Source organism: Halorussus caseinilyticus (assembly GCF_029338395.1).
Lineage (GTDB): Archaea > Halobacteriota > Halobacteria > Halobacteriales > Haladaptataceae > Halorussus > Halorussus caseinilyticus.
In genome coordinates this window covers 3,039,105-3,065,910 of record NZ_CP119809.1, presented here as the reverse complement: position 1 = coordinate 3,065,910, position 26,806 = coordinate 3,039,105, and the positions used below count along the sequence as shown (strand labels likewise).

Annotated in this window: 23 protein-coding genes, 1 tRNA gene and 1 pseudogene; 12 read left to right on the top strand and 13 right to left on the bottom strand. The window is 63.5% G+C overall.

From position 1 onward, the window contains the following. Nucleotides 1-69 precede the first annotated feature (69 nt). Complete coding sequence (locus tag P2T60_RS15500; RefSeq protein WP_276280143.1) at nt 70-1,239, bottom strand: ATPase domain-containing protein; 1,170 nt, start codon at nt 1,237-1,239, stop codon at nt 70-72. A 121-nt stretch (nt 1,240-1,360) separates the two neighbouring features. Here P2T60_RS15500 and P2T60_RS15495 point away from each other — a divergent pair, with 121 nt between their 5' ends. Continuing rightward, complete coding sequence (locus P2T60_RS15495; protein ID WP_276280142.1) at nt 1,361-1,849, top strand: hypothetical protein; 489 nt, start codon at nt 1,361-1,363, stop codon at nt 1,847-1,849. A 63-nt stretch (nt 1,850-1,912) separates the two neighbouring features. On the opposite strand, the gene P2T60_RS15490 is transcribed toward P2T60_RS15495, so the two are convergent. Next, the gene (locus P2T60_RS15490; RefSeq protein ID WP_276280141.1) at nt 1,913-3,553 is read right to left on the bottom strand and encodes a DNA-directed DNA polymerase II small subunit; all 1,641 of its coding nucleotides are present in this window, start codon (nt 3,551-3,553) and stop codon (nt 1,913-1,915) included. A gap of 622 nt (nt 3,554-4,175) precedes the next feature. On the opposite strand from P2T60_RS15490, the gene P2T60_RS15485 reads away from it, so the two are divergent. Continuing rightward, nucleotides 4,176-4,979 carry a S26 family signal peptidase gene (locus tag P2T60_RS15485; protein ID WP_276280140.1) on the top strand — a complete coding sequence of 268 codons (804 nt, stop codon included), beginning with the start codon at nt 4,176-4,178 and terminating at the stop codon, nt 4,977-4,979. Between the two features lie 28 nt (nt 4,980-5,007). Here the strand turns inward: P2T60_RS15485 and P2T60_RS15480 are convergent, their stop codons facing one another. Then, nucleotides 5,008-6,498 carry a Cdc6/Cdc18 family protein gene (locus P2T60_RS15480; RefSeq protein ID WP_276280139.1) on the bottom strand — a complete coding sequence of 497 codons (1,491 nt, stop codon included), beginning with the start codon at nt 6,496-6,498 and terminating at the stop codon, nt 5,008-5,010. Nucleotides 6,499-7,984: 1,486 nt separating this feature from the next. Here P2T60_RS15480 and P2T60_RS15475 point away from each other — a divergent pair. The 5 genes from P2T60_RS15475 (at nt 7,985) to P2T60_RS15455 (ending at nt 12,337) form a co-directional block, all read left to right on the top strand. After that, nucleotides 7,985-8,626: an Era-like GTP-binding protein gene (locus tag P2T60_RS15475; RefSeq protein WP_276280138.1), complete on the top strand. Its 642-nt coding sequence runs from the start codon at nt 7,985-7,987 to the stop codon at nt 8,624-8,626. Between the two features lie 4 nt (nt 8,627-8,630). Then, complete coding sequence (locus P2T60_RS15470) at nt 8,631-9,020, top strand: DUF2073 domain-containing protein (RefSeq protein ID WP_276280137.1); 390 nt, start codon at nt 8,631-8,633, stop codon at nt 9,018-9,020. Next, on the top strand, nt 9,020-9,754 hold the full coding sequence (locus P2T60_RS15465; protein WP_276280136.1) for a Zn-ribbon domain-containing protein: 735 nt from the start codon (nt 9,020-9,022) through the stop codon (nt 9,752-9,754). The genes P2T60_RS15470 and P2T60_RS15465 overlap by 1 nt, the downstream gene beginning before the upstream one ends. 91 nt (nt 9,755-9,845) lie before the next feature. Further along, nucleotides 9,846-11,324 (top strand): MATE family efflux transporter, encoded by a 1,479-nt coding sequence (locus P2T60_RS15460; RefSeq protein ID WP_276280135.1) that lies wholly within the window; start codon nt 9,846-9,848, stop codon nt 11,322-11,324. 242 nt (nt 11,325-11,566) lie between these two features. Beyond that, nucleotides 11,567-12,337 (top strand): DUF7089 family protein, encoded by a 771-nt coding sequence (locus P2T60_RS15455; protein WP_276280134.1) that lies wholly within the window; start codon nt 11,567-11,569, stop codon nt 12,335-12,337. 327 nt (nt 12,338-12,664) lie between these two features. Here the strand turns inward: P2T60_RS15455 and P2T60_RS15450 are convergent, their stop codons facing one another. The 3 genes from P2T60_RS15450 to P2T60_RS15440 form a co-directional block, all read right to left on the bottom strand. Then, a complete protein-coding gene (locus P2T60_RS15450) occupies nt 12,665-12,910 on the bottom strand; it encodes a ferredoxin (RefSeq protein ID WP_276280133.1) in 246 nt (81 codons plus the stop codon). Between the two features lie 151 nt (nt 12,911-13,061). Next, complete coding sequence (locus P2T60_RS15445) at nt 13,062-13,721, bottom strand: metallophosphoesterase family protein (RefSeq protein ID WP_276280132.1); 660 nt, start codon at nt 13,719-13,721, stop codon at nt 13,062-13,064. A 25-nt stretch (nt 13,722-13,746) separates the two neighbouring features. Beyond that, nucleotides 13,747-14,322 (bottom strand): IMP cyclohydrolase, encoded by a 576-nt coding sequence (locus P2T60_RS15440; protein ID WP_276280131.1) that lies wholly within the window; start codon nt 14,320-14,322, stop codon nt 13,747-13,749. Between the two features lie 142 nt (nt 14,323-14,464). Between P2T60_RS15440 and P2T60_RS15435 the strand changes: the two genes are divergently transcribed. The 3 genes from P2T60_RS15435 (at nt 14,465) to P2T60_RS15425 (ending at nt 15,489) form a co-directional block, all read left to right on the top strand. After that, nucleotides 14,465-14,537, top strand: a tRNA-Gln gene (locus P2T60_RS15435). A gap of 122 nt (nt 14,538-14,659) precedes the next feature. Beyond that, on the top strand, nt 14,660-14,854 hold the full coding sequence (locus tag P2T60_RS15430) for a hypothetical protein (protein WP_276280130.1): 195 nt from the start codon (nt 14,660-14,662) through the stop codon (nt 14,852-14,854). Between the two features lie 68 nt (nt 14,855-14,922). Then, the gene (locus P2T60_RS15425; protein WP_474201128.1) at nt 14,923-15,489 is read left to right on the top strand and encodes a hypothetical protein; all 567 of its coding nucleotides are present in this window, start codon (nt 14,923-14,925) and stop codon (nt 15,487-15,489) included. Between the two features lie 292 nt (nt 15,490-15,781). Here P2T60_RS15425 and P2T60_RS15420 read toward each other — a convergent pair whose 3' ends face one another. From P2T60_RS15420 to mdh, 5 genes and pseudogenes are all read right to left on the bottom strand, one after another. Continuing rightward, on the bottom strand, nt 15,782-17,128 hold the full coding sequence (locus P2T60_RS15420; protein WP_276280128.1) for a sulfatase-like hydrolase/transferase: 1,347 nt from the start codon (nt 17,126-17,128) through the stop codon (nt 15,782-15,784). Nucleotides 17,129-17,386: 258 nt separating this feature from the next. Then, the gene (locus P2T60_RS15415; protein ID WP_276280127.1) at nt 17,387-17,749 is read right to left on the bottom strand and encodes a DUF5789 family protein; all 363 of its coding nucleotides are present in this window, start codon (nt 17,747-17,749) and stop codon (nt 17,387-17,389) included. A gap of 511 nt (nt 17,750-18,260) precedes the next feature. Next, nucleotides 18,261-18,817: pseudogene (gene cgi121, locus P2T60_RS15410) on the bottom strand (KEOPS complex subunit Cgi121). Nucleotides 18,818-18,833: 16 nt separating this feature from the next. Next, nucleotides 18,834-21,077: an ATP-dependent DNA helicase gene (locus P2T60_RS15405; protein ID WP_276280126.1), complete on the bottom strand. Its 2,244-nt coding sequence runs from the start codon at nt 21,075-21,077 to the stop codon at nt 18,834-18,836. A 339-nt stretch (nt 21,078-21,416) separates the two neighbouring features. Continuing rightward, complete coding sequence (gene mdh, locus P2T60_RS15400) at nt 21,417-22,331, bottom strand: malate dehydrogenase (protein WP_276280125.1); 915 nt, start codon at nt 22,329-22,331, stop codon at nt 21,417-21,419. 152 nt (nt 22,332-22,483) lie between these two features. On the opposite strand from mdh, the gene P2T60_RS15395 reads away from it, so the two are divergent. Both P2T60_RS15395 and P2T60_RS15390 read left to right on the top strand, forming a co-directional pair. After that, nucleotides 22,484-23,281: an Sjogren's syndrome/scleroderma autoantigen 1 family protein gene (locus tag P2T60_RS15395; protein WP_276280124.1), complete on the top strand. Its 798-nt coding sequence runs from the start codon at nt 22,484-22,486 to the stop codon at nt 23,279-23,281. A 27-nt stretch (nt 23,282-23,308) separates the two neighbouring features. Then, on the top strand, nt 23,309-23,701 hold the full coding sequence (locus tag P2T60_RS15390) for a universal stress protein (protein ID WP_276280123.1): 393 nt from the start codon (nt 23,309-23,311) through the stop codon (nt 23,699-23,701). On the opposite strand, the gene P2T60_RS15385 is transcribed toward P2T60_RS15390, so the two are convergent. Both P2T60_RS15385 and P2T60_RS15380 read right to left on the bottom strand, forming a co-directional pair. Then, complete coding sequence (locus P2T60_RS15385; protein ID WP_276280122.1) at nt 23,688-23,996, bottom strand: hypothetical protein; 309 nt, start codon at nt 23,994-23,996, stop codon at nt 23,688-23,690. The genes P2T60_RS15390 and P2T60_RS15385 overlap by 14 nt on opposite strands. A 199-nt stretch (nt 23,997-24,195) precedes the next feature. Beyond that, entirely contained in the window at nt 24,196-26,589 is a 2,394-nt protein-coding gene (locus tag P2T60_RS15380) for a DEAD/DEAH box helicase (protein ID WP_276280121.1), read from the bottom strand. Nucleotides 26,590-26,806: the final 217 nt, after the last annotated feature.

Below are 26,806 nucleotides of genomic sequence, written 5' to 3'. Positions count from 1 at the left end.
GCGAGAGGCTAACTCTGGAACGCAGATAACTGCTTCCATGTCTGAGAAGCTTGCCACCACACCGCTTTGCTACCGGCGACCAGTCTCCACGAACTCCGGGTCCTCCGGGTTAGAGTTGTCTCGGGGTCGGTCGAGTCTGTTTCGTCTGTGTTCGTCGCCGCCGTCGCGTTCGTCGCCGTCCTCGTACGTCTCGTCTATCTCGGCCATCGGGTCGAAGGTGACGAGTCCGTCGCCCCCGGTAAACTCGTAGGCCACCCACTCGGGAATCGCCAACACGCCGTTCATCTTCCGGATGCGGATGCGCTTGATGAGCGTGTCCTCCACGATAGAGCCGTTGACCTGCATGTCCACGATGCCGTCTACGGCGTAGCCGAGGTCGTGGGGAAAGGTGTCCTCCTCGCTCGTGAACGTCGCGCCCGCGAAGACCGGGACGAACCGGCCCTTACACACGTCGGCGCGAACGTCTTTGACGAAGTTGTACGCCTGCACGGGTTGGACGAGCGTGCCGAACTCGGTCAGCGAGTCGATGACGACCACCCCGCAGTCGCTCATCTCCAGTCCCTCGAGGCAGTTGTCGAGTTTGTTGTGGAGTTCGATAACGTCGGTCGGGTCCCGAACGGTCCGGGTCACTCGCTCGGTGATGCCGTAGATGTGGCGGTTCCACTCGTCCATCCGCTCGAACATGCGCTCGCGGTCCCGGTCGTCCATCCGGTAGGTGAAACAGTCCACGATGTGGAGTTGGCCCGACTCCAGATACGGCAGGACGTTCCAGTCGAGCGAGAGGAACCCCTCGACGACCGAGATGGCGGGTTCGGTGAAGGTGACGACTGCGGCGGGTTCGTCGCGTTCGAGCGCCCGCCAGACGAGTTCGGCCCGGAGCGCGTCGTCGCGCGACCCCTCGTCGTTCGCCAGCAGGACGAACGAGTTTCGAGGGAACCCCTGCGGGAGGAACTTGTCCAAGCCAGAGACGCCGGTTCGAATGCGGCGAAAGCCGTGGTACTCTGTGAACACCCGGTCGCTCTCGACCATCGCGTCCCGGCACGCCTCGGTACAGAACTCGTAGACCGACGACTCGCGTTCGAGCGTCACCGGGTCGGTCGGGCACGGGAGGCGACAGAAGTCACAGCGGTTCGATTCGTCCGACACCGACGCGCCCAAACTGGGCGCGTCGGTGTCGGACGAATCGGTGTCGGTCCGAGCGTCGGGGTCGTCCGGTTCCGCGCCGTCCGTGTCAGTCATACCCACGAGATAGGTTCCCGAGAGAAAAAGCCCTGTTCGTGTATATCCTATCCAACACGTCGGCGAATCAACCACGAGTTCCCCGCGGGCTTTAACTTAGTCGGCGGTCGATACGTGAACAATGCGCGTGCGAGATGCAGTCGAAGAGGACGGGGACGTACTCGGCGAACTCGCCGACGCTCCCGCCGAGGTGATGCGCAACGTAATCCACGACCGGACGGTCAGAGTGGCCGAGCGCGGAGAGGAGTCCGACGATGCCACCGAGGGAGGCGACGGAGACGCCGCCGACAGCGACGACGGCGTGGACGAAGACGCCGACGGGCCGAACGGCGGGCGACCCGAAGTCGCCGGTTTCGTGGGGTTCGATGCGATGCCCGGAACCGTCCGCGTGACCTACCTCCGAGGTTCGCGGGCCGCGCGCGAGCGATTGCTGGAGGAACCCGTTCGATTCGCTCGAAAGGAAGGCATGGCCGTCGAAGCACTGGTTCCCGAAGACGAAGCGGAGACGAGAACGGTGGTCGAAGACGCCGGGTTCCGGCGCGTCGGAACCGGCCCGCGGTTCGAGGGGGGCCGGACCGTCAAGTATCGCCTCGACACGACGACCCCGTAGCCTGCTCACCCCTCCGTTTCAAGTGGAACAAAGAACACGAACCCGCCGAGGACCGGCCCGAAGTTAGCTGAACTGCCGGACGGTCATGTCGAGAGTGTCGAGGTCTAAGATGGGCGCGAACCCGGCGTCGGGGTCGATGTTCACCGACTTCTGGAAGGCGGTCTGTTCCTGCCAGCACCCGGAGTTGACCGCCAGAACGTTGTGGTACTTGCCCCACCCGAGTTTGTGGACGTGGCCAGTGTGGAACACGTCCGGCACGTCGTCCATCACGAGGTAATCTTTCTCCTCGGGCGCGAGTCGGGTCTTGCCGCCGAACTGCGGCGCGACGTGGCGCTTCTTCAGGAGTTGATACATCGCCTTGTGGGGTTCGTCGTAGTTGGCCTTCTCGTCGGGGAGTTCCGCGATAACCTCGTCCAACGAGACCCCGTGGTACATCAACACGTCCACGCCCTCGACGGTGACCGTCGAGGGGTTGCCCGAGATGCGGGCGTCGTGGACCGACATGATGTCGCGCAACTCCTCGTCGAATCCCGGTTGGGGTTCGGCGAGGCGCACCGCATCGTGGTTGCCCGGAATCATGATGATTTCGAGGTCGCCGGGCACTTCCTTCAGATACTCCGAGAACTGCTCGTACTGGTCGTAGATGTCCACGATGTCGAGTTCCTCGTCTTGGTCGGGGTAGACGCCGACGCCCTCCACCATGTCGCCCGCGACGAGGAGGTACTCGACGCGTTCGGCCTCCTCGGTGTAAAGCCAGTCGGCGAACCGCGACCACGCGTCGGCCATGAACTCCTGACTACCGACGTGAACGTCGCTGATGAGGGCGGCCTGCACGTGCCGGTCGGCCGTCGAGGGCTTGTAGGTCCGGGGCACGTCCGGGAAGTAAAGCGAGTCCACGAACAGGATGCCGTCGCCGTCGCCGTTGTCGTCCGAGAGGGTGCCCTCCACGGCGATTACCTCGTCGAAGAGGAGTTCGTCCACGAGGTCCGCGAACTCGCGGTCTTTCATCACGAGGCAGGGGTAGGTTCCGCTCGTGTCTTCCAACTCGATGAGCCAGTGCCCGCTGGCGGTCGAGCGAATGTCGCTTATCATCCCGACGATGGCGGTTTCGCCGCCACCGGGCATCGCCTGCACCGCGGAGGTCGGGCGGGCATTGACCCGCGAGCGCAACTGCTTGGAGAGGCGTTCGAACCGGTCCCGAAACACGGAGACGAAATCCTCGTACTCGCCGGTTCCGGTACTCTCGCCGGTGATGTCGCCCGACACGTCGAGCGACCGGGCGTCGAAATTCGGGTCCCGGACCGACTCGTCGGGACGGGACACGTCGATAACGTCCTCGCCGACGCCTTCCGAATCCTCGTCTCTCTCGTCGCCTACTCCCCCGTCGCCCACTCCCTCGTCGTTCGTCCCCTCGACACTCATCCCCTCCGTTTCGGTTGGAGGCCTCGCTTTCACCTGCGGGTTATTTCCGCTTTCGCTTCCAGTCGAAACTGAGGTGTCGCCGTCGGCCGAACGCTCCGTGAGGACGCGCTCGACGTGGTCCGCCGAGAGTTTCAGCGCGTCGTCGGGCGCGCGTTCGACGGCCACGTCGAGGGCGGCGCGCGGGTCGTCGGCCCCCGCGAGGAGCGTCACCGCTTCCCGGTCTGCGTTGTAGCCCCGACTGGTGAGTTCGCTAACTATACGAGCGGGGGTCTCCAGCGGCACGTTCGTTCAATTCCGGGGGTTCGTCAAAAGGATAGCGGACCGCGGTAGGCCACGGGGGAGGCTACCGAACCACGACGAACCACGACCAGCGGTCCCGTCGTGGGGACTAATCTAGCGGTTCCGTCGTGGTGACTCACAGAGAAGTCTCGCCGTGGTGACTAACGTCGCCGTGGCGACTAGTGGTGACTAGCGACGACGACGCGCAGATGCGCGGACACGCATTTGCGTGTCCGCGCGAACGCGTGCCCTCGACGAGCGAAGGATAGCGGTCGGAAACCTTCTGCCGTCCGAAAGCAATTATATTATGTCTTAAAGACATATTTTTATATTCTAAGAGGTTCTAGAACAGGCTCAGTCGTCTGGTCCGCCGTTCGTCCCTCGGAGAACCCCGTGGTTTCGCGTGGAGTACTCCTTGTCGCTTCTCACAGGTATCCCGGCGTTTCCTGTGGAGTCGTCTCGTCACGTCTCACGGGTATCCTCGTCGTTTCCGTCGGGTGGCCCGCTTTCCGTCGGGAAATCCGACGCTTCTCGTGCAGAACCCCACCGTTTCGTGTGGAACGTTCCCAACGTCCGCGTACCGCACCCGGAAAATTGACAACCTCGGAACGGTAAGGTGTGTCCGATGAATTCTTCCCGAGACGGTCCCCCGTCGGACGAGGACCGGACCACTAGTCCGGTCGCTCCGTCCGACGGGCAGTCTGACGACGCGGCCGCGGACGGGTCTGTGCGCTCCGGGAGCGAGCGCGCGACCCGCCGGACGCGACCCGACGGCGGCGAACGCGAGGAGGGAACGGGTCCCCGCGCACTCGTCCGCCGGTTCCGCAACAGCGACAACGGGGCGGTCGTGTTCGTCCGCGAGATGTTGAGCAGTGCGGGTATCGTCATCGCTATCGGTCTCCTTCTGTTCGCCGTCAGCGGCGTCTGGCCCCCGATGGTCGCCATCGAGAGCGGGAGCATGGAACCCCACATGCAGAAAGGCGACCTCGTGTTCATCATGGAGGAAGGTCGTCTCGCGCCCGCGGCCGCTCACGCGAACACCGGAGTCGTCACGTATCGGGGCGGCGAGGAGAAAGGGTACAAGTCCTTCAACAACTACGGCGACGTAATCATCTACCAACCCGACGGGAGAGAATACGAGACACCCATCATCCACCGCGCCAGATTCTGGGTCGAGGAGGGCGAGAACTGGTACGACGAGGCCGACAAGCAGTACATCTCCGCCGACAGTTGCGAGGAGTTGACGAACTGCCCGGCCCCGAACTCCGGGTTCATCACGAAAGGTGACGCAAACAGCTTCTACGACCAAGCGTCGTGGGGCGGCGGCGCGCTCAGCGACCCCGTGAGGCCGAGTTGGGTCCGGGGCACCGCCGAGGTCCGCGTCCCGTGGCTCGGGTGGGTTCGCCTCCAGTTCTCCGGCGCGGCGTAGCTACGTTCTCGGTCGCCGAACTACGTCTTCAGTTGTCGAATCGCGCCTGAACGAACGGTTGGACGCTCTCTATGTCGCCGAGTCGGGAGTCGGACATCAGGACCGCCTCCGTCTCGTCTATCGGCACCGAGAGGCTGATTTCCTTCGTCCGGCCGTAGCGACCCTTGCTGACGACCACCGCGTTGACGATGCCGAGCATGTCGAGTTCGCTGATGAGGTCGGTCACGCGGCGCTGGGTGAGTACGTCGGCGTCTATCTCCTCGCAGAGGCGCTTGTAGATGTTGTACACCTCGCCGGTGTTGACGTTGTGGACGCCGTTCTTCTCCAGCGAGATGATGGAGAAGAGAACGAGTTTCGACTGGGTGGGGAGGGTGCGGACGACTTCGACCACGCGGTCGAGTTCTATCTTCTCTTGGGCCTTCCGGACGTGCTTCTCGTTGACGCCCTCGGCTTGGTCGCGTTCGGCGAGTTCGCCCGCGGTCCGAAGCAGGTCTAGCGCGCGCCGGGCGTCGCCGTGTTCTTGGGCGGCGAACGCGGCGCAGAGCGGAATCACATCGTCGCTGAGCGCGTCGGCCTTGAACGCGACTTCCGCGCGGTGCTGGAGGATGTCCCGCAACTGGTTGGCGTCGTACGGCGGGAAGACGATTTCCTCTTCCCCGAGCGAGGACTTCACGCGCGGGTCGAGGAAGTCGGTGAACTTCAGGTCGTTGCTGATGCCGATGATGGAGACCCGCGAGTTCTCCAACTCGGAGTTCATCCGCGAGAGGTTGTAGAGGGTGTCGTCGCCCGACTTCTCGACCAGTTTGTCGATTTCGTCCAGCATGATGACGACCACCCGCTCCTCGTAGTCTACGGCCTCGAAGAACGTGTTGTACACGCGGTCGGTCGGCCACCCCGTCATGGGGACCGACTCCATCTCTTCGCGGTCGTCCTGCAAGTCCTCGATGCGCGCATCGACAGCATCCGGGGAGTCGAACCCGGTGTCTCCGAGTCTGGCAGGGTCGGCGGTCGCTTCCTCGCGGAGCGTCTGGAGTTCCGCGATGCGGTCCTCGACGAACGCTTGGTTGTTCTCGATGAACTTGTTGGCGAGTTGCGCGAGGACGCGGTACTGCGTGTCGGTGACCTCGCAGTTGATGTACTCAACGTTGCAGGGAACGTCGTACTTCTGGGACGTGCTTTCGAGTTCTTTGCTGACGAACTTCGCGCTGGCAGTCTTGCCAGTCCCGGTCTTGCCGTAGATGAGGATGTTCGAGGGCGTCTCGCCCCGAAGCGCGGCGACCAGAATCGTCGCCATGTTGTTGATTTGGTCCTTCCGGTGTGGGAGTTCGTGTGGCGTGTACGACGGCCGCAGGACCTCCTTGTTCTCGAATATCGGTTCGCCGGACAGCAGGTCGTCGAATAGCCCTTGGTCGTCGCCCTCGTCGTCGAAGACCACGTCGTCCAAATCGACGTTGTCGAAGCTACGGTCGGGGCTGACATCGACCGCGTCGTCCGTCGGTTGGGTGTTTTCGTCTGTCATGCGTTCGTTCCGACCCCTCCGTTTCAGGTGGAAGACGCGCGACGCGCGAGCAGATTTCGGCAGAACCGACCGAAAGCGACGGGATGCCGAATCCGAGAAGCGACGGGCGCGTCCAGTTGATGCAGAAGAACCAAAGGTCCAGCAGGGTATTAAACTCTTTCTTCTTTCGGTCGATTTGGGCAAAATACCGAGAGGTTTTGAAAGGCCAGAAACGGGGAGTAGAAGCCGAATAGTGTCGGAATACTCTAAATCGGCAATCTCCAGTTCGGCGATTTCCGAGTTCTTTGTGATACCTCGTCACCTGCATCGTCTGTCGTTCTACTCGCTTTGTCGTTCTGTATCATCGGTTCCCTCGTCGTTTCACGTGGAACGAGTCTTTCGAGACGAGAGACGGCGGCATTTCGTGTCGAGTCGCCGAGTATGGTGTGGTGTGAGGCCGTTCGAAAGCCGGTCGAAATCGTACGAAGTTATCCGGAGTTTGAATCGAACATCCCGCGTTGATTGTTCACGACGGGCACAAGTCAAATTGTGACACGAGTAGGACGGAGTGAAGTGAGCCGGAGGTCGGACGAGGGGTGGTAGGATGAAGGGATGGAACGGAAGGGGACCTCCCCCACCCCTTCGTTTCGGGTGGAGCGTGAGAAGGTGGTGGGGTGGGTGGGGGGTGCCTAGATACTGGAAAGATTTATTACGGCAGAGAAGAAACGGTATCCGCAAACTAGCCAAATACAGTATATTTGGTTATTGAGCGGTTATTTTCCCGCGGAAACAACCTCCGCCACCCACCGGGGGGTCCTTCTCCACATTCTCCACCCGAAACGAAGGGGTGGGGGAGGGGGAACGAGCAACTGACACGTCTACTGTCGTCTACGAGTCCCCATCGTCTACGATTCTACTATCCTCTCGCTCACTGTTCGACTCTACCTTCCGACCCTACCTTCCGACTCTACTTTCCGACATCTGTTTTCGACTCGTCCTTCCTTTCCAGATTTCGACCGTCTCGGTACCGTCTTCGTCCAGTCGTCGGCCAGTTCCTATCCGCCTTCGAGAGAATACACCCCCCTGTTTCAACTGGAATCAGTCCCGTTACTCGTCCGATACGTCTCTACTACCCCTCACTTTTGATTCTTCCCTTTGCTCCGGTTCGACTCGAAACGCTCCGTCCACGGTCCTCTTTGCTCTCTACGACCACGACCAGCCTGACCCTGCACAATCGTCTGACGCCGCCTCAATCGCTCAACACCGCACCTATTTCATTATTCCTACAATTACGCCCGTTCTCTAATCGGTCGCTATCTTCTCGCTCCGGCCGAAAGTCGAGAATCCAAGCGAACTCGTGTCGTGAAATGATTTTGTTTCATAAAAGAAAATAAGTCATTTTTCCCGAGTCGTGTCTGACATAGGTTTAAGTAGGTAGGATATAGTTATTCGCGCAACAGCCCCCGTGACGGTTTCACTCGCCGATAGTGGGGTCTGGGAGGAAAGGATGGGATTGTTTACGGACCTGAAAGACAGCATTTCCCGCGTTACGGACAAGCTCTTCTCCGCGCAGGAGCCGAAGCGTATCGGTATCTACGGCCCGCCAAATGCCGGAAAGACGACTCTCGCTAATCGTATCGCCCGCGACTGGACCGGCGACGCAGTCGGCCCGGAGAGTCACATTCCACACGAAACCCGTCGGGCACGTCGAAAAGAGAACGTCGAAATCGAGCGCGACGGCAAGACGGTGTCAATCGACATCGTGGACACGCCGGGCGTCACGACCAAAGTCGATTACGAGGAGTTCATCGACCACGACATGGACAAAGAGGACGCCGTGCGGCGCTCCCGCGAAGCGACCGAAGGCGTCGCGGAGGCGATGCACTGGCTCCGGGAGGACGTAGACGGCGTAATCTACGTTCTCGACAGCACGACTGACCCGTTCACGCAGGTCAACACGATGCTCATCGGTATCATCGAGAGCCAAGACCTCCCCGTCCTCATCCTCGCCAACAAGACCGACCTCGAAGATTCGAGCGTCCAGCGCATCCGAAACGCCTTCCCACAGCACGAGACCATCCCGCTCTCGGCACTCGAAGGCGAGAACATGGACGAAGTGTACGACAAAATCGCGGAGTACTTCGGGTGATACCATGCCGGAAGTGACAGGGGATGGCCCGAACGACGGCGTCCAAATCGACCTCATCGGTGCCGACCGCATGGCGGAGATGGCGTCGATGGAGAAGATTCGGATGATTCTCGACGGGGTTCGCGACGGCAATATCGTCATCCTCGAAACCGGTCTCTCGCCGGACGAGGAGAGCAAACTCATCGAGGTGACGATGACCGAAATCAGTCCCGACGAGTTCAACGGTATCGAGATAGAGACTTACCCCCGGTCCGAAACTGCAGACCAGAGCTTCCTCGACCGGTTGATGGGCAAGGAGTCCACGCACAAGCTTACGGTCATCGGCCCGGCGAACCAAATCGAGACGCTCCACAAGGACGAGAACCTCATCAGCGCCCTCGTCTCACGTAAATAATGCCCCACCAGTGTACCACCTGCGGCCGGTCGTTCGAGGACGGTTCCAAGGAGATGCTCTCGGGCTGTCCCGACTGTGGCGGGAACAAGTTCCAGTTCGACCCCGCGGGAGCCGCAGATGGGAACGCTGGTGAAACCGGCGGGAGAGCGTCTGCCGCGACCGCACGGAAGAAGACGCCCGAGAATACCGGGTCCACTGTCGGCGACGCATCCGAAATCGCCACCGCACCCGAAACGGGGGGCGACGACGGCGGCAGTGCAGTGAACAGAGCGGCGGCGACGGTCCGTGACTGGGTGAGTACGCGCGACGACGCCGACGCGAGTCCTGCCTCGGCCACCGACGACTCCGCTCCGGCTACCGACGGCCAAGACTCTTCTCCGGTCACCGACGATTCTGCTCCGGTCGCCGAGGACTCTGCGCAGGCGAACGCTCGGCGCAACGTAGTCGACGAGTCGGAACTTCCGGACGAACCGCCGGAGGAAGTGGCCGGACCCACCGCCGACTCGGATTCGGAAGCCGAAGTCGTAGAGTCGCCCGACGACGAGAACCCCGGTCTGAAGGAACTCCGCGAGGAACTCAACAGCCAGTTCGAGAGCATCAGAATCGTCGAACCCGGCCAGTACGAACTCAACCTGATGGAACTGTACGAGCGCGAGGAGTACATCATCTCGCTGAAGGAGGACGGCAAGTACGTCATCGAGGTTCCCGACGCGTGGGACTCGACCGAGCGCTGACCTCGGCCACACTCCTCCACCTCGAAGCCCCGGAAATCCACGCGGTCTTGACAAAACTGTTTACCCCCGGCCTCACAAATTCCCGTATCCGATGCTCGACGACGCCAAGCGCCGAGCGCAGAGTGTCGCGTTTCTCTTTCCGGTGGCGTTGGCTCGCCTCGGCCTGTTGGACCGCGAGAAGGGCGAAGAGGCGTTCGACCTCGCGGTCCCGGTGATGGTCACTGGCGGGATGCGGACGCTCCTTCGCGTGGCCGACTTCTTCATGGTCGGGCGGGCGCTCGGCGACGAGGCGGTCGCGGCGCTCGAACTCGGCTTTCAGTACTTCTTCATCCCGTTCGGTCTCTCGCTGGCGCTAACGAGCGGCACCATCAGCGTCGTCTCGCGGTTCGAGGGCGCGGGCGAGCGAGCGAAGGCCAACTTCGCCATCAAGCAGTCGCTCTGGTTGGCGCTCCTGCTCGCGGTTCCCATGACCGCGGCGACGTGGGCGTACGCGGAACCGATGATAGACGTGCTGACCGACGACGCTCGGACCATCGAACTCGGTGCAATCTACCTCCGCATCATCATGCTCTCGGTGTCGTTCCGGTTCTGGAGCATGATTGCGGCCCGTGCGCTCGCGGGCGTCGGCGATACCCGGACTCCGATGTACGTCCGCCTGCTCACGCTCCCGACCAACATCTTCCTGAACGCGGTCCTCATCTTCGGCGTCGGGCCGTTCCCCGAGTTGGGGGTCGCGGGCGCGGCGTGGGGAACCGCCATCGCCAACGTCCTCGCGGCGGTCATCTTCACGGTGGCGCTTCTCTCGGGTCGCTACTCGGTTCGACTTCGACTCGGAGGCAAGCAGTGGGACTGGTCGATTGCGGGCGAAATCGTCCGGGTCGGTGCGCCGCTGGCGGGGACCCGCCTCTCGCGGACGCTCGGGCGGTTCCCCTTCCTGCTGGTCCTGACGACGCTGGGAACACCGGTCGTCGCGGCCTACGCCATCGGTCGGCGGGTCATGTTGCTCGCGCTGATGCCCGCGTGGGGCTACTCGACGGCTTCCTCGACGCTGGTCGGCCAGTCAATCGGTGCGGGCGAAGACGACGAAGCCACCGAGTACGGGTGGCAGACGCTCCGCATCGCGCTCGTGACCCAACTGCTCATCGGCGCGGCGCTGGTCGCGGCGGCCCGGCCCGTCGCGGTGTCGTTCGGGACCGAACACGTCGAGATGACCGTCACCTTCGTCCGCGTGTTCGGTCTGGGTGTCGCGGCGTTCAGCGTCTCGCGGACGATGCGCGGAGGACTTCGGGGTGCTGGCGACACGCGATGGCCCTTCTACGGTGCGTTCGCCGGGACGTACCTCTTCAAACTCCCGGTGTCACTCCTCGCCGTCGCGCCCGGCGTCGTCCTCTTCTCGGTCGCCGACTGGCAGTTCGCGCCGGGACTCGGGTGGGGACTGGCCGCAATCTACGTCTCCATCCTCGGCGACATGTACCTCCGGGCGGGGGTCAACGTCTTCAGGTTCTGGACCGGCGAGTGGAAACGAATCGCCCGCGAGTCCGACATCGGGGCCGGGACCGAGGCGGACTGACCCGGCGGACGACGCCCGACCGCCCTCTGTCCGGCCGTCCTCTGCCCGACCGACCTCCATCCCGAGCGTCGTCCGAGACGGACGACGCTCGGACCGAATCCGCCGACCCAAACCTGACAGTTTTAAACGCTCGCGCCCGAACGACCGAACATGAGCAAGGCAACCAAAATCGTCGTCGCAACGGTCGGTATCGTCACGGTTCTGTCGGTCGCACTGCTGGCGAACCTCTGGCTCGCCGCCTGATGTTCGAAGAACGGTCGCCGTCCGAAGAGGTCGCGGCGGTCCGCGAGTCTCACGCTCCCGAGGCGCTGGTCCTCGACTCGGGGTCGGACTTCGAGACGCTGGCACCCGAGCGAGCGGAGGACCTCGGCTTGCTCGTGGACGCCCTCGACCCCCTCACCTACCCCGAAGAGTGGCTACCCGAGGACGCGCCGGAACTCCTCCGGCGGTTCGCCTCGACGGACTTCACCGTTGGGATGCCCGGCGACGGGAGCGTGGCGTGGACGCGCCAGACCGACCCGCCGGTCGCGTTCGTGAAGGCCCGCGTGCAGGGGTCGCCCGACGACTTCGTGGACTTCCTGATAGCCGAGGCGCTGGTCGAAATCGGCACCGGACTCCCCGAACACTTCCTCGGATTCTTCGAGGACCAGTACCTCGCGCTAGACGCCGCGCTCCCGTTCGACGGCGGGAGCGTCTATCAAATCGCGGCGGCGCTCTACGACGCTTACCTCGGACTCCACACCCGCGAGGTGTTCGCCGGGTGGGACGACGACCACCCGCGCCTGTTCGCGGCGTGGCAGGACGCTGGCGAGCGCATCGAACCGCGTCTGGAGGGGCTTCCGGCGTCGATGGCGCGCGACGAGACCGACTTCGCGGACGCCGCGGAGTTCGCCTGCGCCGCGGTGAAACACGGTCTGAAACTCCCCGCGCCGTTCGCGGCGCTCGACACCGAAGCCTACCGGAGCCACGGCCCGGAGTACGCGGTGAAGTGGGCCGAGAAGACGTTTGCGTGAATGTCTCACACGATGATTTTGCGGTCTGCGAAACGATTTTAGGCCTCTACGGCGAACGAACTGGTGTTGTCAAATGAACTGGGGGACATACACAGAACCCGGCTGGGAGGAACAGCTATATCCCGACGCTGACGACGGCGAGAGCGTCGAGGAGTCTACGACCGAGTAACACCACCGCAGTTCGATTCGCGGACTTTCCTTCGGCCCGCACGACCGTTTTTGTACCCGATTCCGTCCCGCGACCACCGCTTTCGCTCCCGCGAACCCCTCCGTTTCGTCTGGAACTACTGATACGCTCTGGCGTCGCTGAGCGACGCCAGAGCGAACTCAGGGGACGAGTTGCTCGCCGTCGTCGTCGTAGACCCTGATGGCGTCCACCGGGCAGACCCGCGCGGCCATCTTCGCGTCGAACTCGGCGTCCTCGGGCACCTCGCGCACGAACACGTCGTCGTCTTCCTCCTCGGCGTCCACGAGGTCGGCCTTGCCGTCGTCGCGGTTCTCCTCGAAGGCGTCCCACTCGGCGGTACACTGGAACATCCCGGTGCAGGTGTCGCGGTCGAACTCGATTCGCATGGTTCGGGCTTTGGCGGGCGACCTCAAAGCAGTGACGGAGTTCCGGGTCGCGCCTTTTTCGGGGTCCCGACGGTTCCGAACTACTATACCTGCATCTGAGACAACAAAATATTGCTTTTAGAAATGTTTTTGTTTCTTTCTGCCCTCGACTTCACTTCCCGTCTTCGAGTCGCGCCCCGATTCTGGTCGGGAGTCCGACCGCCTCGACTTCCGATTGGACGGCGTTGATGTCGTACGCCACGCGGCGCTCTTCGACCGTCAGGTCGTCCACGTCGAGAACCGCGTAGGCCGCCTGCGGGTCGCCGTCGCGGGGTTGGCCCACGCTTCCGGGGTTCATCACGACGCCCTCGGCGTACCGTTCGGTGTGCTGGACGTGCGTGTGGCCCATCACTAACACGTCCTCGTCGCCGAGCAACCTCGGGGAGAACTCGCTGGGCATCGTGTAGTGGTCGGGGTCGTCGGGGTGGCCGTGGACGACTTTCACCCGGCCGTCGAACAACCGACGTTCGTTCGGCAGACCGTCTAGCCAGTCCAACTGGTCGTCGGTCAGGCGTTCGCGGGCGTGTTCGACGCCCGCTTTCGCCATCGCGTTGAACCGGAACGCCGTGCCCGAGGCTACCGCCCGGTCGTGGTTGCCCATCACCGTCGGAATCTCGCGTTCGCGGACCATCTCGACGCACTCGGCGGGCCACGGGTTGTACCCTACCACGTCGCCCGCGCAGACGAGTTCGTCCACGTCCGGCATGTCGTCCAAGACCGCCTCGAACGCGACCCGGTTCGAGTGAATATCGGAGAGAACGCCGACTTTCATACCCCGTACTTGGGACGCCCCGGACTTAATTCCGGTTCTCGACGGCGAACTCGAACCCGTCGTCGGTCCGCGCGACCCCGGCGGCGCAGACCGGATGCTCGAAGTCGAGTTCGTAGGCGTCGGCCGCGGCCTCGTCTGCGGTTTCGGCCGCGAAGTCGAACGCTTCGGGGGCGTCTCGCCCGTAGGTCGCCACCAGCGTCGGTTCCGACACCTCGCGGACCAGCAGGGCGTCCTTGCGCACGATGCCGACGTAGGCCCCGTCGTCGCCGACGGTCCCGGCGATTCGCGGCGTGTCGTAATCGTCCTTCTCGTAGTCGAGTGCCAGCAGACTCTCCGCGAGGGCGTCGCGCGCGGGATAGCCGAGTTCGAGTTTCTCGGTGATGGGGTCTACGTGCGACCCGTTGCCGACGACCGCCGCGGCGTCGGCGGTCCGGACGCAGTTGTACGAGATGTAGGGGTTGTCCGTCTCGGGGGCGTCTTCGGTCGGCGCGACGGTCAGCGCCGAATCGCGCTCGATAATCTTCCGGTTCGGGAACGACCGCGAGGAGACGCGGTACGCCGCGATTTCGGGTCCGACGACGACGAATCGTCCGATGTACATACAAGAACGTGCGTACTTCGGGAGCAAATAGGTGTTGGTTTATGCACTTCCGGCGAACTCCCCGCGAGAGGGTGTGAAAAGTTGCCACGCGAGAGCCAACGCGCAACGCTTACATTCCCCCGGCGAGTATCGGAGAGTGCAGAGTCCCATGGGGTAGTGGCCAATCCTGAAGCCTTCTGGGGGCTTCGACCCAGGTTCGAATCCTGGTGGGACTACTCCCGAATCGTTTTTCGCTCCGTCGTGCTTCGCTCGTTATCGACCCGTGTTGCCTATAGCGCGGCAGATGTTTAAAAATAGAAAAATTTTATAACTGTGTGTGGCCATAAGTGCACTATAGATGACCCAAACCACCGAACTCCCGGACACAAAACCGGAAGTGTACGATGCCCTCCGTGCGGGCGATATTACCGAAGAGGAGGCCCGTAGATTCTTCGGGAGCGAGTGGGACGACGTTCGTCAACTCTCGAACGTTGAGGACGTACTTCGTTCTCAACCCGAACCCGAGGTTGAGTCCGACGAACTGTACCGTTGACGGTGGTTCTGCGTCAGGTCTCTTCTAAGTAGTCAGGTACTTGTAACTGCCTTTATTACTGCTTGGCGATGAGTTGCCGTGAGGTAAAGCCGCTTTTAGTAGATACAAGTAGTCTCGTCGCGTACTGCAAGACGAACTACGCGTCAGTCGTCTTCCAGACGCTTCAGATGGAAACGTCGAACGTGTGTAACGAAGAAGTCAAGCGTCAAAAGAGCAGTTGCGACGATTTCTTCCAGAAAAGAGCGTGCGAGAAGTATCTGCAATTACTTCGGGAAAATCGGAATCCGGACGTTCGCTTCGTCGAACCGTACGAATCGGGGGTAGAGAATCAAGGGGAACGAAGCCTAGAGACCATCTTCAGAAATCATCCCGAGGACGTGAAATTCGTCCTCCTGTTCGACTTCGACGCTATCGAGCGTTTTCAGCGTTTAAAAGAGGATGTAGGTGGGGCGGCACTCGACACGCGTATCGACCTCCCGAACTACGCGTTCGAACGCTTACGCAGAGACGAGATACTGACGGACGAAGAATATTGTAAAGCGACGTATCAGATGGGCGTCGAAGAAGGCTGGATGAAACGTCACGCCCTCAAATTAGATTCCGTCAGTCGAATCGACTGTCCCCAGTTCCCCTAGCAAAACGTCTCGGTCCCACTCCTGTTTCATAAAAGAAATACGTGGTGAGTAGTGTCGTTTCGCGGCAAGTCAGTCCTCGGAATCATGGGCTAAGACCTCGTATTCGGAGGAACCGCATTCGGGGCACACGTCCCGGACGGGTCGAATCCCCTCGTCGGTTTCCCTGCCGACGCGCAACTCTTCGCACGCTACGCATTCCAACTGGTAGACCACCACGCCTCTGCGGAGACGTTCGACCCGTTAAATCCCCGGACACCGTTGCAACCGTTTCATAAGCTCGACAAATCGCGGACTAAAGTTCGCGCTCACGCGTACCCGAGGTCTTCGAGGCGGTTCCGAACGTCCTCGGCGACCATAACGTCCTCGCTATCGACTTCCCGCCGGTCGATGGACGCGACCAGTTCGGCCAGTCGTCGTTCCGGTCCGAAGGCGACTCCGGAGTCGCCTTCGGACTCGTCGCTGGCCGATTGGCGCTCGTCGCCGACCGACCGAAATCCGTCCGGGGTCTCGTACCGTAGAAGCCGTCGGGCGCGACGAACCCGTCGAGCGGTCGGTCCCACCGGTCGCGTTCCGCCCGAGGCACGCCTCGGCGCTCGAACTGCCGGTCGCGGAACGGGACGAGTCCGTGGTACTCTACGAGTCGAGCGACTGGGGCGGGCGATTCGAGCAGGTTCCGACCGCGGGATTCGATTTCGACGCCCGCGAGGTCCGCGACGGTTCGATGCACGTCCAGCAGACTCGCTACCTCGTCGCAGACGCCCGGTTCCACGTCGTCGCCGGAGACGACCAGCGGAACCCGCACGAGTTCCGGGTCGAGACCCAGCGAGTGGTTCCACATCCCTCGCTCGCCGAGGAGTTCGCCGTGGTCCGAGAGCGTCACCACGTAGTCGAACGATTTGCGGAGGTCGGCGTACACCTCACGGTAGAGGTCCGAGAGATGCTCTACTCCCGCCCGGTACGCCCGCCGAACACGGTCGGGATTTTCGACGGACCCCGTGAGCGCGTCGGCGGCCAGCACCACCACGGGGTCGCCGCTGTCAGGCGGGTAGTACGGCGTGTGAGCGGTCATGAGGTTGGCGAGCAGAAAATCGTCGTCGCCGAAGTCGGTCCGCCGGACTCGCCTGCGGAGTCCGTCGCCGCCGCCGTAGACCCGCGACCGGGTGAACAGTCGGTACCCCTCCCGAAGCGAGGGGAGTGTCGCGCAGTCGCCCGACAGGACGCGCAAAAGCGCATCGAGGTAGAGCAACGGCCCCTCGCGGTCGGTGTCGTACCCGAACGATGCCCAGTCGAAGGCGTCGTCGGAGAGTCCGAGGCTCGCCTGCCCGACGCGCTGGTCGAATCCCCGTTCCCACCCGTCGTACCGGTAAATTTCGGGATTACCGGTGAACATCCGAGTCCGGTAGCCAGCGTCTCGAAGTCGCTCGGTCAGGACCGGTCGGTCGCAGTCGAGCGACGGGGATTTCCCGTGGACGCCGACTTCGCTGGCGTAGCGCCCGGTCAACAGCGAGGCGTGGGCCGGAATCGTCCGGTGGGAAGTAGAGTACGCCGCGGTGAACCACCGGCCGTCCAACCAGTCGAACGCGTCCCGGAAGGCGTCGTACCGGAGGGTGTCCAACACGACGATTGCGATACTCGTCATTCACTCCGAGATGGGAGTCTGGCGGTTTTGTTATGCGCTCGTTTTTCGACCACTTGGACGAAGTAAACTGCCGCGTCCCCGCCGAACGGTCGCTATCGACGCTGACCCGAAAGAATGAAGTTCCCTACGCTAAAACGAGAGAGAACGCGGCCAAATCGAACCCCCGTGTTTTAAAGGCCTTCCTCGGGACCGCCGCCGTCTTCGCATTTAACCCCTTCGTTTCAACTGGAACGTCTCGCCGTGAGGAGCGTCGGCCCTTCAGTTAGCGTCGTCGGTCGTCTCGTCGTCCAGTTTGCCGACCGCGCGCTGGTCGTTGTACTCCTCGGGACCGCCCGCTTCGCCGGTCAACTCGTTGTAGACCGCTTCGCGCGCTTCGTCGGCCGACTCGAATCGCTCGTCCACGAGTCGGTCGAAGACGCTTCCGAGCGATTCGGTCTCGTTCTGCAAGTCGAGGGGTTGGTCGGCGTACTCGGCGGCCAGTTCCTCGCCGGTCACGGGGTACTTGTGTTCGCCGAGCATCTGCCCCGCCTCGCCGAACATGTCCTCGACGCGCTCGGTCCGCTCGTGCTGGCGCTCGCGGGCGTGTCGCTGTTCGCGCTCGGGGTCCGGGTCGTCGGCCATGTCCTTCGATAGGGTCGTGAAGTCCGTAACCCTGCTGGCTGGTTTAAGTTATTTCACTCCCGACTCGGGAGAATAAAGCCTATTAGTAGCCGAACAGTATACTTCAGTGGATAGGACGTGGCATCGTTGTGTCACCGCACACAACTGATGCATTTTTGGCAGTAAGCTTCGAAGAGACATTTCTCCGATAGAGAGTAGGAACCTCAAGTAGAGACAACTAACTTAGTCTAAATAGTCGCACTTTTACTTTAGTGTTATATTCAGTCGAACGTCACCGCTTCCGGCGGTGGCATCACGATAACCACGTCCTATCCAGCCGTGGTCTTAGTCGAAGCGATGACCGCCCTACAGACGACGAAAGCTGTCGTCGAGTTGGTAACAGCGTGTATCGGGCTGTACGTCGCGTATCGGCGAATGACCCGCACGGAGTCACAGTAGGGTAGGCCTGCTCCCTGACTCCTCGGGGAAGTCGCGGCTGGAACGGCGACACGTCGGCGACCTTTCTTTCGGCTTACTTCTCCACGTCCAGCAGGGCCACGCGCTCGCATACGAGGTCCGCGAGGCTGGCGTCGGTCGCCGCCAGTTCGGTCTCGCTCACGTCGAAGAACTCCCGGACTCCCTCGCGGTCGATGCGGTCGGGCGAGAGCGCGCCCGCGGGCGCGCTCTCGCCCGCTCCTCGTCTGCGCCCGCCTCTGCGGGCGCAGGCGCGAGCAGGTCGCTCACGGCTTCGGCGGCCGCGCGTTCGCTCTCGGCGTCGCCCGTCGGCGAGTGGACGACGACCACCACGTCGGACTCGCCTTCGCCGACGCCCATCCGGAGCGCGCGGTCGATTTGCCGTCGGCCCGCGGCGTACAGCAGGATTTCGACCGCCCGCTCGCGGGCGACGTTCTCGCCGCGGTCGAACGCGCGGTCCGCGCGTTCGACCGCCGTCCGGAGGTGAGACTCCCCGACCACGTAGTCGGCGTCGAACGCCTGTATCGCGCAGTCGAACTCGTCGGCGATTTCTCCGATGTCTTCGAGGAAGGCGTCGAGGTCGGCGATGTCGGCGCGGCCTTCGACGAGTCTCACGCGGAATCCCTCCGACTCATTCGAAGTCACCGAGGCTCTGCTGGCCGCTTTCGTCGTCCGCGCTCGTGGGTTCGGCGCTGGCCTCGCCGTCCGCTTCGACGCCGGTCAGGTCGGGGTCCTTCCGGCCGACATTTTCGAGGATGCTCTCGGCGGTCTTGCGTCGGCCACGGAGCGCACCGAGAACGACCGACTTGTCGGCCTCGCGGAGGTCCGCCCGGTTCTCGATGCCCGCCTCGTAGAGTCGCCGGGCGCGCTTGCGGCCGACGTTCCTGACTCCGGCGAGGTCGAGCAGTTCCTCTGCGACGCCGTACTCGACGCGCTTTTTCGCCTCGCGGATTGCCGGGCCGGAGTCGAGACCGAGTTCGCCCGCGAGTCGTTCGGCCGCGTTGAGCAACCACTCGGCGGTTTCGACCTTCCCGCGGATGTCGCCCGGACCGACGCCGTAGCGGTCGGTAATCTCGTCTTCGTCCAACTCCGAGGCCCAGTCTTCAAGCAGGCGGGCGGTCTTGAGCGCCGAGAGCCAGTCCTCGAAGGCGTGGTCCTCGAACTCCGAGGGTATCGACCCGAGGAACTCGGTTTCGCGCTCGTAGGCGAGTTCGGTGTACTCCTCTCGGTCGCCCGACCGCAGGTAGAGTTCGTACATGTCGGGGGTGCGCGAGACGAGGTGGTACAGCCCCAGCGCGGTCGGTCGGTCGTCGGCGTCCCGGATACCGTCGATAATCTCGGCGGCGCTCATCGGGTCCACGTAGAGTTGCGAGACGCGGTGGCCGAGTCCGGTGGCGCGCAGGCCGCCGTCCTCGCGTTCGAGGAACTCGTTTCGCTCCAGATAGTCGAGGACGTTCTGGGTCACGGTTTCGAGGCGGCCCGTCTCGTCGGTCTGAGTCGCGTACAGGGTGCGTTCGAGAAAGGAGACGAGTTCGTCCTCGCTGTCGGCGAACCCGGAGGCGACGGTGGCGAGGATGTGGGTCCGGAGTGCGGGTTCGGCCGCGAGTTTCGACCGGACGGGTTCGGGGTCGGCCCAGACGTAGCGGTCGAACAGTTCGTTCAACTCGTCGTGACTGTTGGCGATGAGAACCGCCTCGCCGTAGGGGTCGAGTCCGGGGCGTCCCGCCCGGCCGAACATCTGGTGGACCTCCAGCACGTCGAGGGGTTGCATCCCGCCCACGTCGCCGTCGTAGCGCCGCCAGTCGCGGACGATGACCCGGCGGGAAGGCGTGTTGACTCCGGCCGCGAGCGTCGGGGTCGCCGAGATAACTTTCACGAGTCGGTCGCGGAAGGCGTCCTCCACGAGTTCGCGGCTTTCGCCGGAGAGACCCGCGTGGTGGAACGCCGCACCCTTCGCCACGGCGTCGGCGAGGTCGTCGCTCGTCTGGGTGTCGCTGGCGTCCCGGATGTCGGCGGCGATGTCGCGCAACTCGGCCTGTTCCTCGCGCGTGAGGTAGTCGCGGGTCACGTCCCCGAGGCGTCTGGCGGCGGCCTCGGCGTTCCGCCGGGAGTTGACGAACACGAGCGACGACCCCTCGTCGGCCAGGGTGTCTTCGACCAGCGCGGCGGTGGCCTTCTCGTTGCCCCGCGAAATCTGTTTCTTCGACCCGTCGTCCAAGTGGAGGGCTTGGCCGTACAACACCCCCTTCTGGAGGTCGATTGGTCGCCACGTCGAGTCCACGAGGGTCGCGTCTAGCCAGTCGGCTATCTCGTCGGCGTTGCCGACCGTCGCTGAGAGCGCGACGGTCTGGAGGTTCTCGTTCAGCTTTCGGAGTTTGGCGAGGGTGACTTCGAGCGTCGGGCCGCGGTTCTTCGAGTCCACGAGGTGAACTTCGTCGGCCACGACGCAGGTCAACTCGTCCACCCACTTCGCGCCGTTCCGGACGAGCGAGTCCACCTTCTCGCTGGTGGCGACGATGATGTCCTTCTGGCCCAACCAGTCGCCGTCGCTGTCGTAGTTGCCGGTCGAGACGCCCACGTCGATGCCGTACTGCTCGAACTCCTCGAACTCCGCCTTTTTCTCGCTGGCGAGCGCTCGCAGGGGGACGATGTAGAGTGCCTTCCCGCCGCGGGCGACGCTCGTCAACATCGCCAACTCCGCGACGAGCGTCTTCCCGCTAGCGGTCGGGACGCTGGCGACCACGGACTCGCCGTCGGCGACTCCGGCCTCGACCGCCTCGCCTTGGGGCGGGTACAACTCTTCGATGCCCTGCTCGCGGAAGTGTTCGGGGACGCCCTCCGGCAGGTCGGGAATGTCGGAGGTTTCGACGGTCACGCCGACCACCTCCGGAGGGAGACGAACGTAGTCATTAGTCCGCCTTTGGCGCGTCTTCTGGTTTAAACTGTCGGGTCGCTACGTCGGGTCGGAGTCGGTGACGACCGGTCGTTTTCGGCGGTCGTCTGCGGGATACGTCCGCTCGCTCGACCCGTGGCTCGTCCGGTTCCGGCGGTCGTCACAGCGAGCGCACGCCTCAGTGGACTGGTCCGCCTGTCGCCGCTGAAACTGACTACATATTGCTAAAAGCAACAAAAATAAGGCACAAGAAACGCGGTAGTTGTCCCTCTTGTTCGATAGCCGATGTGTAAAAAATCGGGGGTCGGGTACTCGGCGCGGCTACGCGATTTCGTCGTACTGCTCGGACAGTTTGTCCGCGGCCTCACCGAGTTGTTCGCGCTCGAACTCGGTCAGGTCCCACTCCACGACCTCTTGGACGCCGCCCTCGCCGAGTTTCAGCGGGACGCCGAGCGCAACGTCGTCGTGGCCGTACTCGCCTTCGAGTTTGATGGACCCCGGCAGGACCTCGCCGGTGTCTCGGACCACAGCTTCGACCATGTGGCCGACGCCGGTGGCGGGACCCCACTCGGTCGCGCCCTTCTTCTCGATGACGTTCATCGCGCTGGTCTGGAGTTCTTCGAGAATCTCCTCTTTCTCGTCGTCGCTGAACTCGGGGTCCTTGCCGTTCGCGCGGACCTTCGAGAAGACCGGCACCTGCGCGTCGCCGTGTTCGCCGAGAATCGTCGCTTCGACGTTTTGGACGGGTTCGTCGAATCGCTGGCTCAGCACGTAGCGGAAGCGCGCGGAGTCGAGTCGGCCGCCGAAGCCGACCACTTTCTCGCGCGCTCGGTCGCCCGTCTCGTAGAGGTGGCGGTTCAGCAGGTCCACCGGGTTCGAGGTGGTGACGGTCACGAAGTCGTCGTTGTACTCCGCGATGGACGACCCGATGTCCTCCATGATGGGCGCGTTGTCGCCCGCGAGGTCGATGCGGGTCTGACCGGGTTGTCGCGGAATTCCGGCCGTGATGACCACCACGTCGGAGCCTTCGGTCGCCTCGTAGCCGCCCTGTCGAACCGTGGTGTTCGAGTCGTAGGCGGCCCCGTGGTTCACGTCGGCGGCCTGCCCGACGGTATCCTCCTCCTTGTCCGGGATGTCTACGAGTACCAGTTCGTCCGCGATGTCCCGAAGCGCGATGTTGTACGCCGCCGCGGCCCCGACGGTTCCGGCCGCGCCGACCACGCTGATTTTCGTCATACCACGTAAAACGCCGCCCGGAACTCCGTTAAGTGCTTCGGAACCGCCGAAAAACTACGTCTGAAGTCGTCAGGCGACGTTTTCGGCTTCGACTATCGTCGTACTTCTCCCGAGACAAGAGCTTTTTCGGGCAGGAACGCCTTCTAACGCACATGAGTAGCGACGATTCGGGATTCGACAAGGAGGCCGAGCGCGAGAAACTTCGAGAGAAGTACGAGCGCGACGAGAAGGACCGCGAGAACACCCGCCGGATGAGCGAACTCCTACTTCAGGGCGCGACGATGACGGGCAAGCACTGCAACGAGTGTGGCGACCCCATCTTTCGATACGACGGACAGGAGTTCTGTCCGACCTGCCAGCACGGGACCGACGCGAGCGCGCAGGAACAGGCGCAGGCGGACTCCGACGGACAGGCCCCGCGGGACGCTTCCGCGGCCGATTCCGCGGACTCGTCCGCGGAATCGGCCGACTCGGTGGAGCAATCGGCCGACCGGTCCGCGGAACCGGCCGACCGAGCCACCGACGACGAACCCCGCGTCGAAATCGACGGGGTTCGAGTCGCCGACAGACACGTAGACCGGTCGAACGTGCGCCGACCCCCTTCCGAGCAGAGCGACCAGCGCGCGTCCGGGAATCGCCACACCTCCGGAGACCGGCGCGCGTCCGCCGACGCCGGACGCGCGCACGAACACGACCACGCCGGGCGCGAACGAGCGCACGCTCACGCGCCTGCGAACGGGCGTGACCCCGAACGCGCCCGCGAACCCGCGCGCACTGCGGGCGACGACGCGGCCAATCTCGCTACCGCCCGCGAGTCGCTGGTCCGAAAACTGACCGCCCTCGCGCGCGAGGCCGAGGGGACCGACGACGTGGCCCGCTCGCGCGACCTGCTGGCGGCCACCCGCGAGGCCGCGGAAGCCCTCGCCGCGCTCGACCGGGCGAACCGTTAACTCGTCGCGTCCCGTTCTCGTGAGCGCATGGAAATTCTCGTCCCCGTCGATGGCTCGGAGTGCAGTTTCCGCGCGCTGGACTTCGCTATCGAGTTCGCCCGGCGATTCGAGGGGTCGCTCCACGTCGTCCACGTCACCGACACCGAGACCGACGCGACCGACGACATCCTCCGGCGCGCCAGAGAACGCCTCGAAGCGGCCGGTATCGCCGACGAACCCGAAGTCTCGACCGACGTGAACCTCGAATTCCGACCGGGCGAGCGTGTCGGCAAGGACGTACTCGAACTCGTCGAGGAACGCGGCTACGACCACGTTGTCATGGGTCACCACGGGAGCGGCGCTATCAGTCGGGCTATCCTCGGAAGCGCGGCCCACACCGTGGTCGAAGAAGAAGTAGTGCCGGTGACTATCGTTCCGTAGTGTTCGCCGTCTGCGACTCCAAACGCGGTGGTAGCACGGTCGGGCCGGTGACGGACTCGGCGCGCATCCGCGCAAACAGGAGGTCCACGTCCGGGAGTTCGCGGCGCTCGTCCTGACTCTCGTGTTGGGGTTCGCCGTACAGCGTCTGCTCGTTGCGGTCCGACTCGACCTCGTGACACGGCTCGCCGTACAGCGTCCGCTCGTCGCGGCTTCCCTCGGCTTCGTGGTTCGACTCGCCGTAGAGCGAACTCGCACTTCCCGTCGTGTCCTCGGTGGAAGGCCGTTCGTATTTCATTTACTCGGTAGCTACTCAAAGATTCTTGGGAGCCTTAAGTCGTCACGGCCGTTTTACCGAGTTTCGACCGAAAACAGGATATTACACTCTTCCTACCCGCGAGTAAGCCACGGTTTCGCACGCAGGGACCCCGAACTCGGACGCGGTAACGACCGGTTCCCCCGAATCGTTCACCACTGTTCACAACCGAGTGGTATCGCTACCGGTCGTACTCGCTTCCGACGACTTCTCGGATTCGCTCGGCGGTGACTTCACCGACGCCTTGAGCCTCCAGCAAATCGTCCTCTCGGGCCGTCATCACCGCTTCGACCGTCTTGAACTCCTCCAAGAGCGACCGGGCGGTCACGGGACCGATGTCGGCGATGGACGAGACGACGTACTCCTGCTGTTCGGCCAGCGTCTTGCTCGCCTTCTCGCCGTGAACGGACACCTCTCGGCCGTCTCGCTCCTGTTCGCGGGTGGCGACGACTTCCAACAGGTCGGCGGTGTCGTCCTCGTCGGTCGTCCTCAGAACGCTCGCGCCGAAATCGACCGCCAGCGACGCCAGCGCACCCCGAACCGCGTTGGGGTGGACGTTTCGCTTCTCGTAGAGGTCCCCGCCCTCCAGAATCAGGACGGGCCGGGCGTAATGTCGGGTCGCGTCACCGACCTGCTCGAACATCGACCGGTCGCCGCCGGTCAGGGTGTCGAGGAAGTCCGAGACCGACTTGCGCTCGACTACCACTCGGTCGCTCAGCACGTAGTCACCGACGGAGAGCGTTTCGAGGCGGGTCTCGATTCCGTCGCGGGTCGAGAGGTCCCGCGCGATAGTCGAGTCGAGTTCGCGCTGGTCGGCCACGATTTCGACCGTCTCGCCGTCTGGTTCGGCGGTGGCGACGACGCCCCCGTCGTCAGCGGCCGATTCCTCGCTCTCTGCTTCGGTCTTTTCGCCGCCCGCGTCGAACTTCCGAAGGCCGGGTTCGACTTCGGTCTTCGACCCGTCTCCGTCCGCCTCGCCGGGCGGACCGAAGTCGCCTAACTGTCGCTGAGAGTCGTCCAGTTCCTCTTCCACCTCGTCGGCGACTCCCTTCAGCTTCCGCAACTCGTCTTCCATCTCGTTCTCGCGGCGCTTGGAAATCCAGAAGTAGGCCTCGTCGCGGGTGTCTTCGGCGAGCAGGACCGCGACCCGACCCTTGGCCTGTCGGCCGGTCCGACCCTTGCGCTGGATGGACCGGATGGCCGTGGGGACCGGTTCGTAGAACAGCACGAGGTCCACCTCGGGCACGTCCAGACCCTCCTCGGCGACCGAAGTCGAGACCAGTACCTCGAACTCGTTGGCCTTGAAGCGGTTCAGCACGTCCTGCTGTTCGTTCTGGGTCATCCCGTCGCTTCCGTCCTTGTCGCCCTGTCCGACGAACCGCTGGGCGTCGAAGTGCTGGCCCAAAAAGTCGGTCAGGGCCTCGGCGGTGTCGCGCGACTCGGTGAACACGATGACTCGCTCGCCGTTCTCGATGCCGAGCGTCTCGGCGATTCGCATCCGGGCACGGGAGTACTTCGGGTGGAGTCCGTCGTACTCCTCGGCTCTGCGCATCGCTTCCTTGACTTTGGGTTCGGAGACGAACCGCTGGCTGGCCTTCGACGCGCCCGACGACCGGGCGGCGTTGCGCTGGCGTTCGAAGTACCGCCGGAGGGCTTCGACGCTCTGGGTCTCGACGTAGGTGACGGCTGTCCGGAGCTTTCGAATCTCGGCGAGCGCCGACATCCCCTTGAACCCCTCGGACTGGTCGTTGTCGATGAGTTGCTGGAGTTCCGCGCGCATCTTCTTGATGTCGGTCTCCGAGAGGTCGGCGCTGGTCTTGCGGGTGACGCCGAGTTCCTTCAACTTCGCCAGTCGGTCCTCGACCACCTCGTTGAGGGCGTCCCGAATCTCTAGCACCTCGTCGGGCAACTCGACGCGTTCCCACTCGACATCGGTGTCGTGGGTGTACTCGTCTACGTCGGAGTCCTCCTCGGTCATCACCTCCACGTTGTCGATGCCGAGGTTCTCGCACACCTCCAGAATCTCCTCCTCGTCGCCACCGGGCGAGGCGCTCATTCCCGTGACGAGGGGTTTCTTGGCGTCTTGGTGGTATCGCTCGGCGATGTAGTTGTAGGCGTAGTCGCCCGTCGCGCGGTGGCACTCGTCGAAGGTGACGTGCGAGACGGGCCCGAGGTCGATTCGGCTTCCCACGAGGTCGTTCTCCACGACCTGCGGCGTCGCGATGACGACTGTCGCGCTCTGCCAGAGTTCCGTGCGCTCGTCGGGCGACACCTCGCCGGTGAACACCACGATGTCGTCGTCGGGAATTCGGAGGGCCTCCCGGTAGAAGTCGGCGTGTTGCTGGACGAGGGGCTTCGTGGGCGCGAGCAACAGGCTCTTACCGCCCACGTTCGACAGTCGCTCGGCCGTGACCAGCAGACTCACGGTGGTCTTGCCGAGTCCGGTCGGCAGGCAGACCAAGGTGTGGCGGCTCTTCGCCGACCCCGCGAGTTGCAACTGGTACATCCGGCGCTCGATGAACTCCGGGACGAGGAGTTCGTGGTCCACGTACTGCTGGTCCCCGGTCGTCGCCATTCGTGGGCAGGTTGGTCGTCAAGTGATTAAAGGATTCGCCTATCGGGGTGAAAGTGGAACGCGCCCGGTGGAACGTTCCACCGGGACGCGCCCGGCCAATCAAACCACGAAAACGCGCCCGGCCGACCACCTGCCGAGATGCGCTCGGCGTTACCTCCCACGGGGACGCGCTCGGCCGACCAACCCACCGGTTTGGGTGGATGAAAGGGGCCGCCCG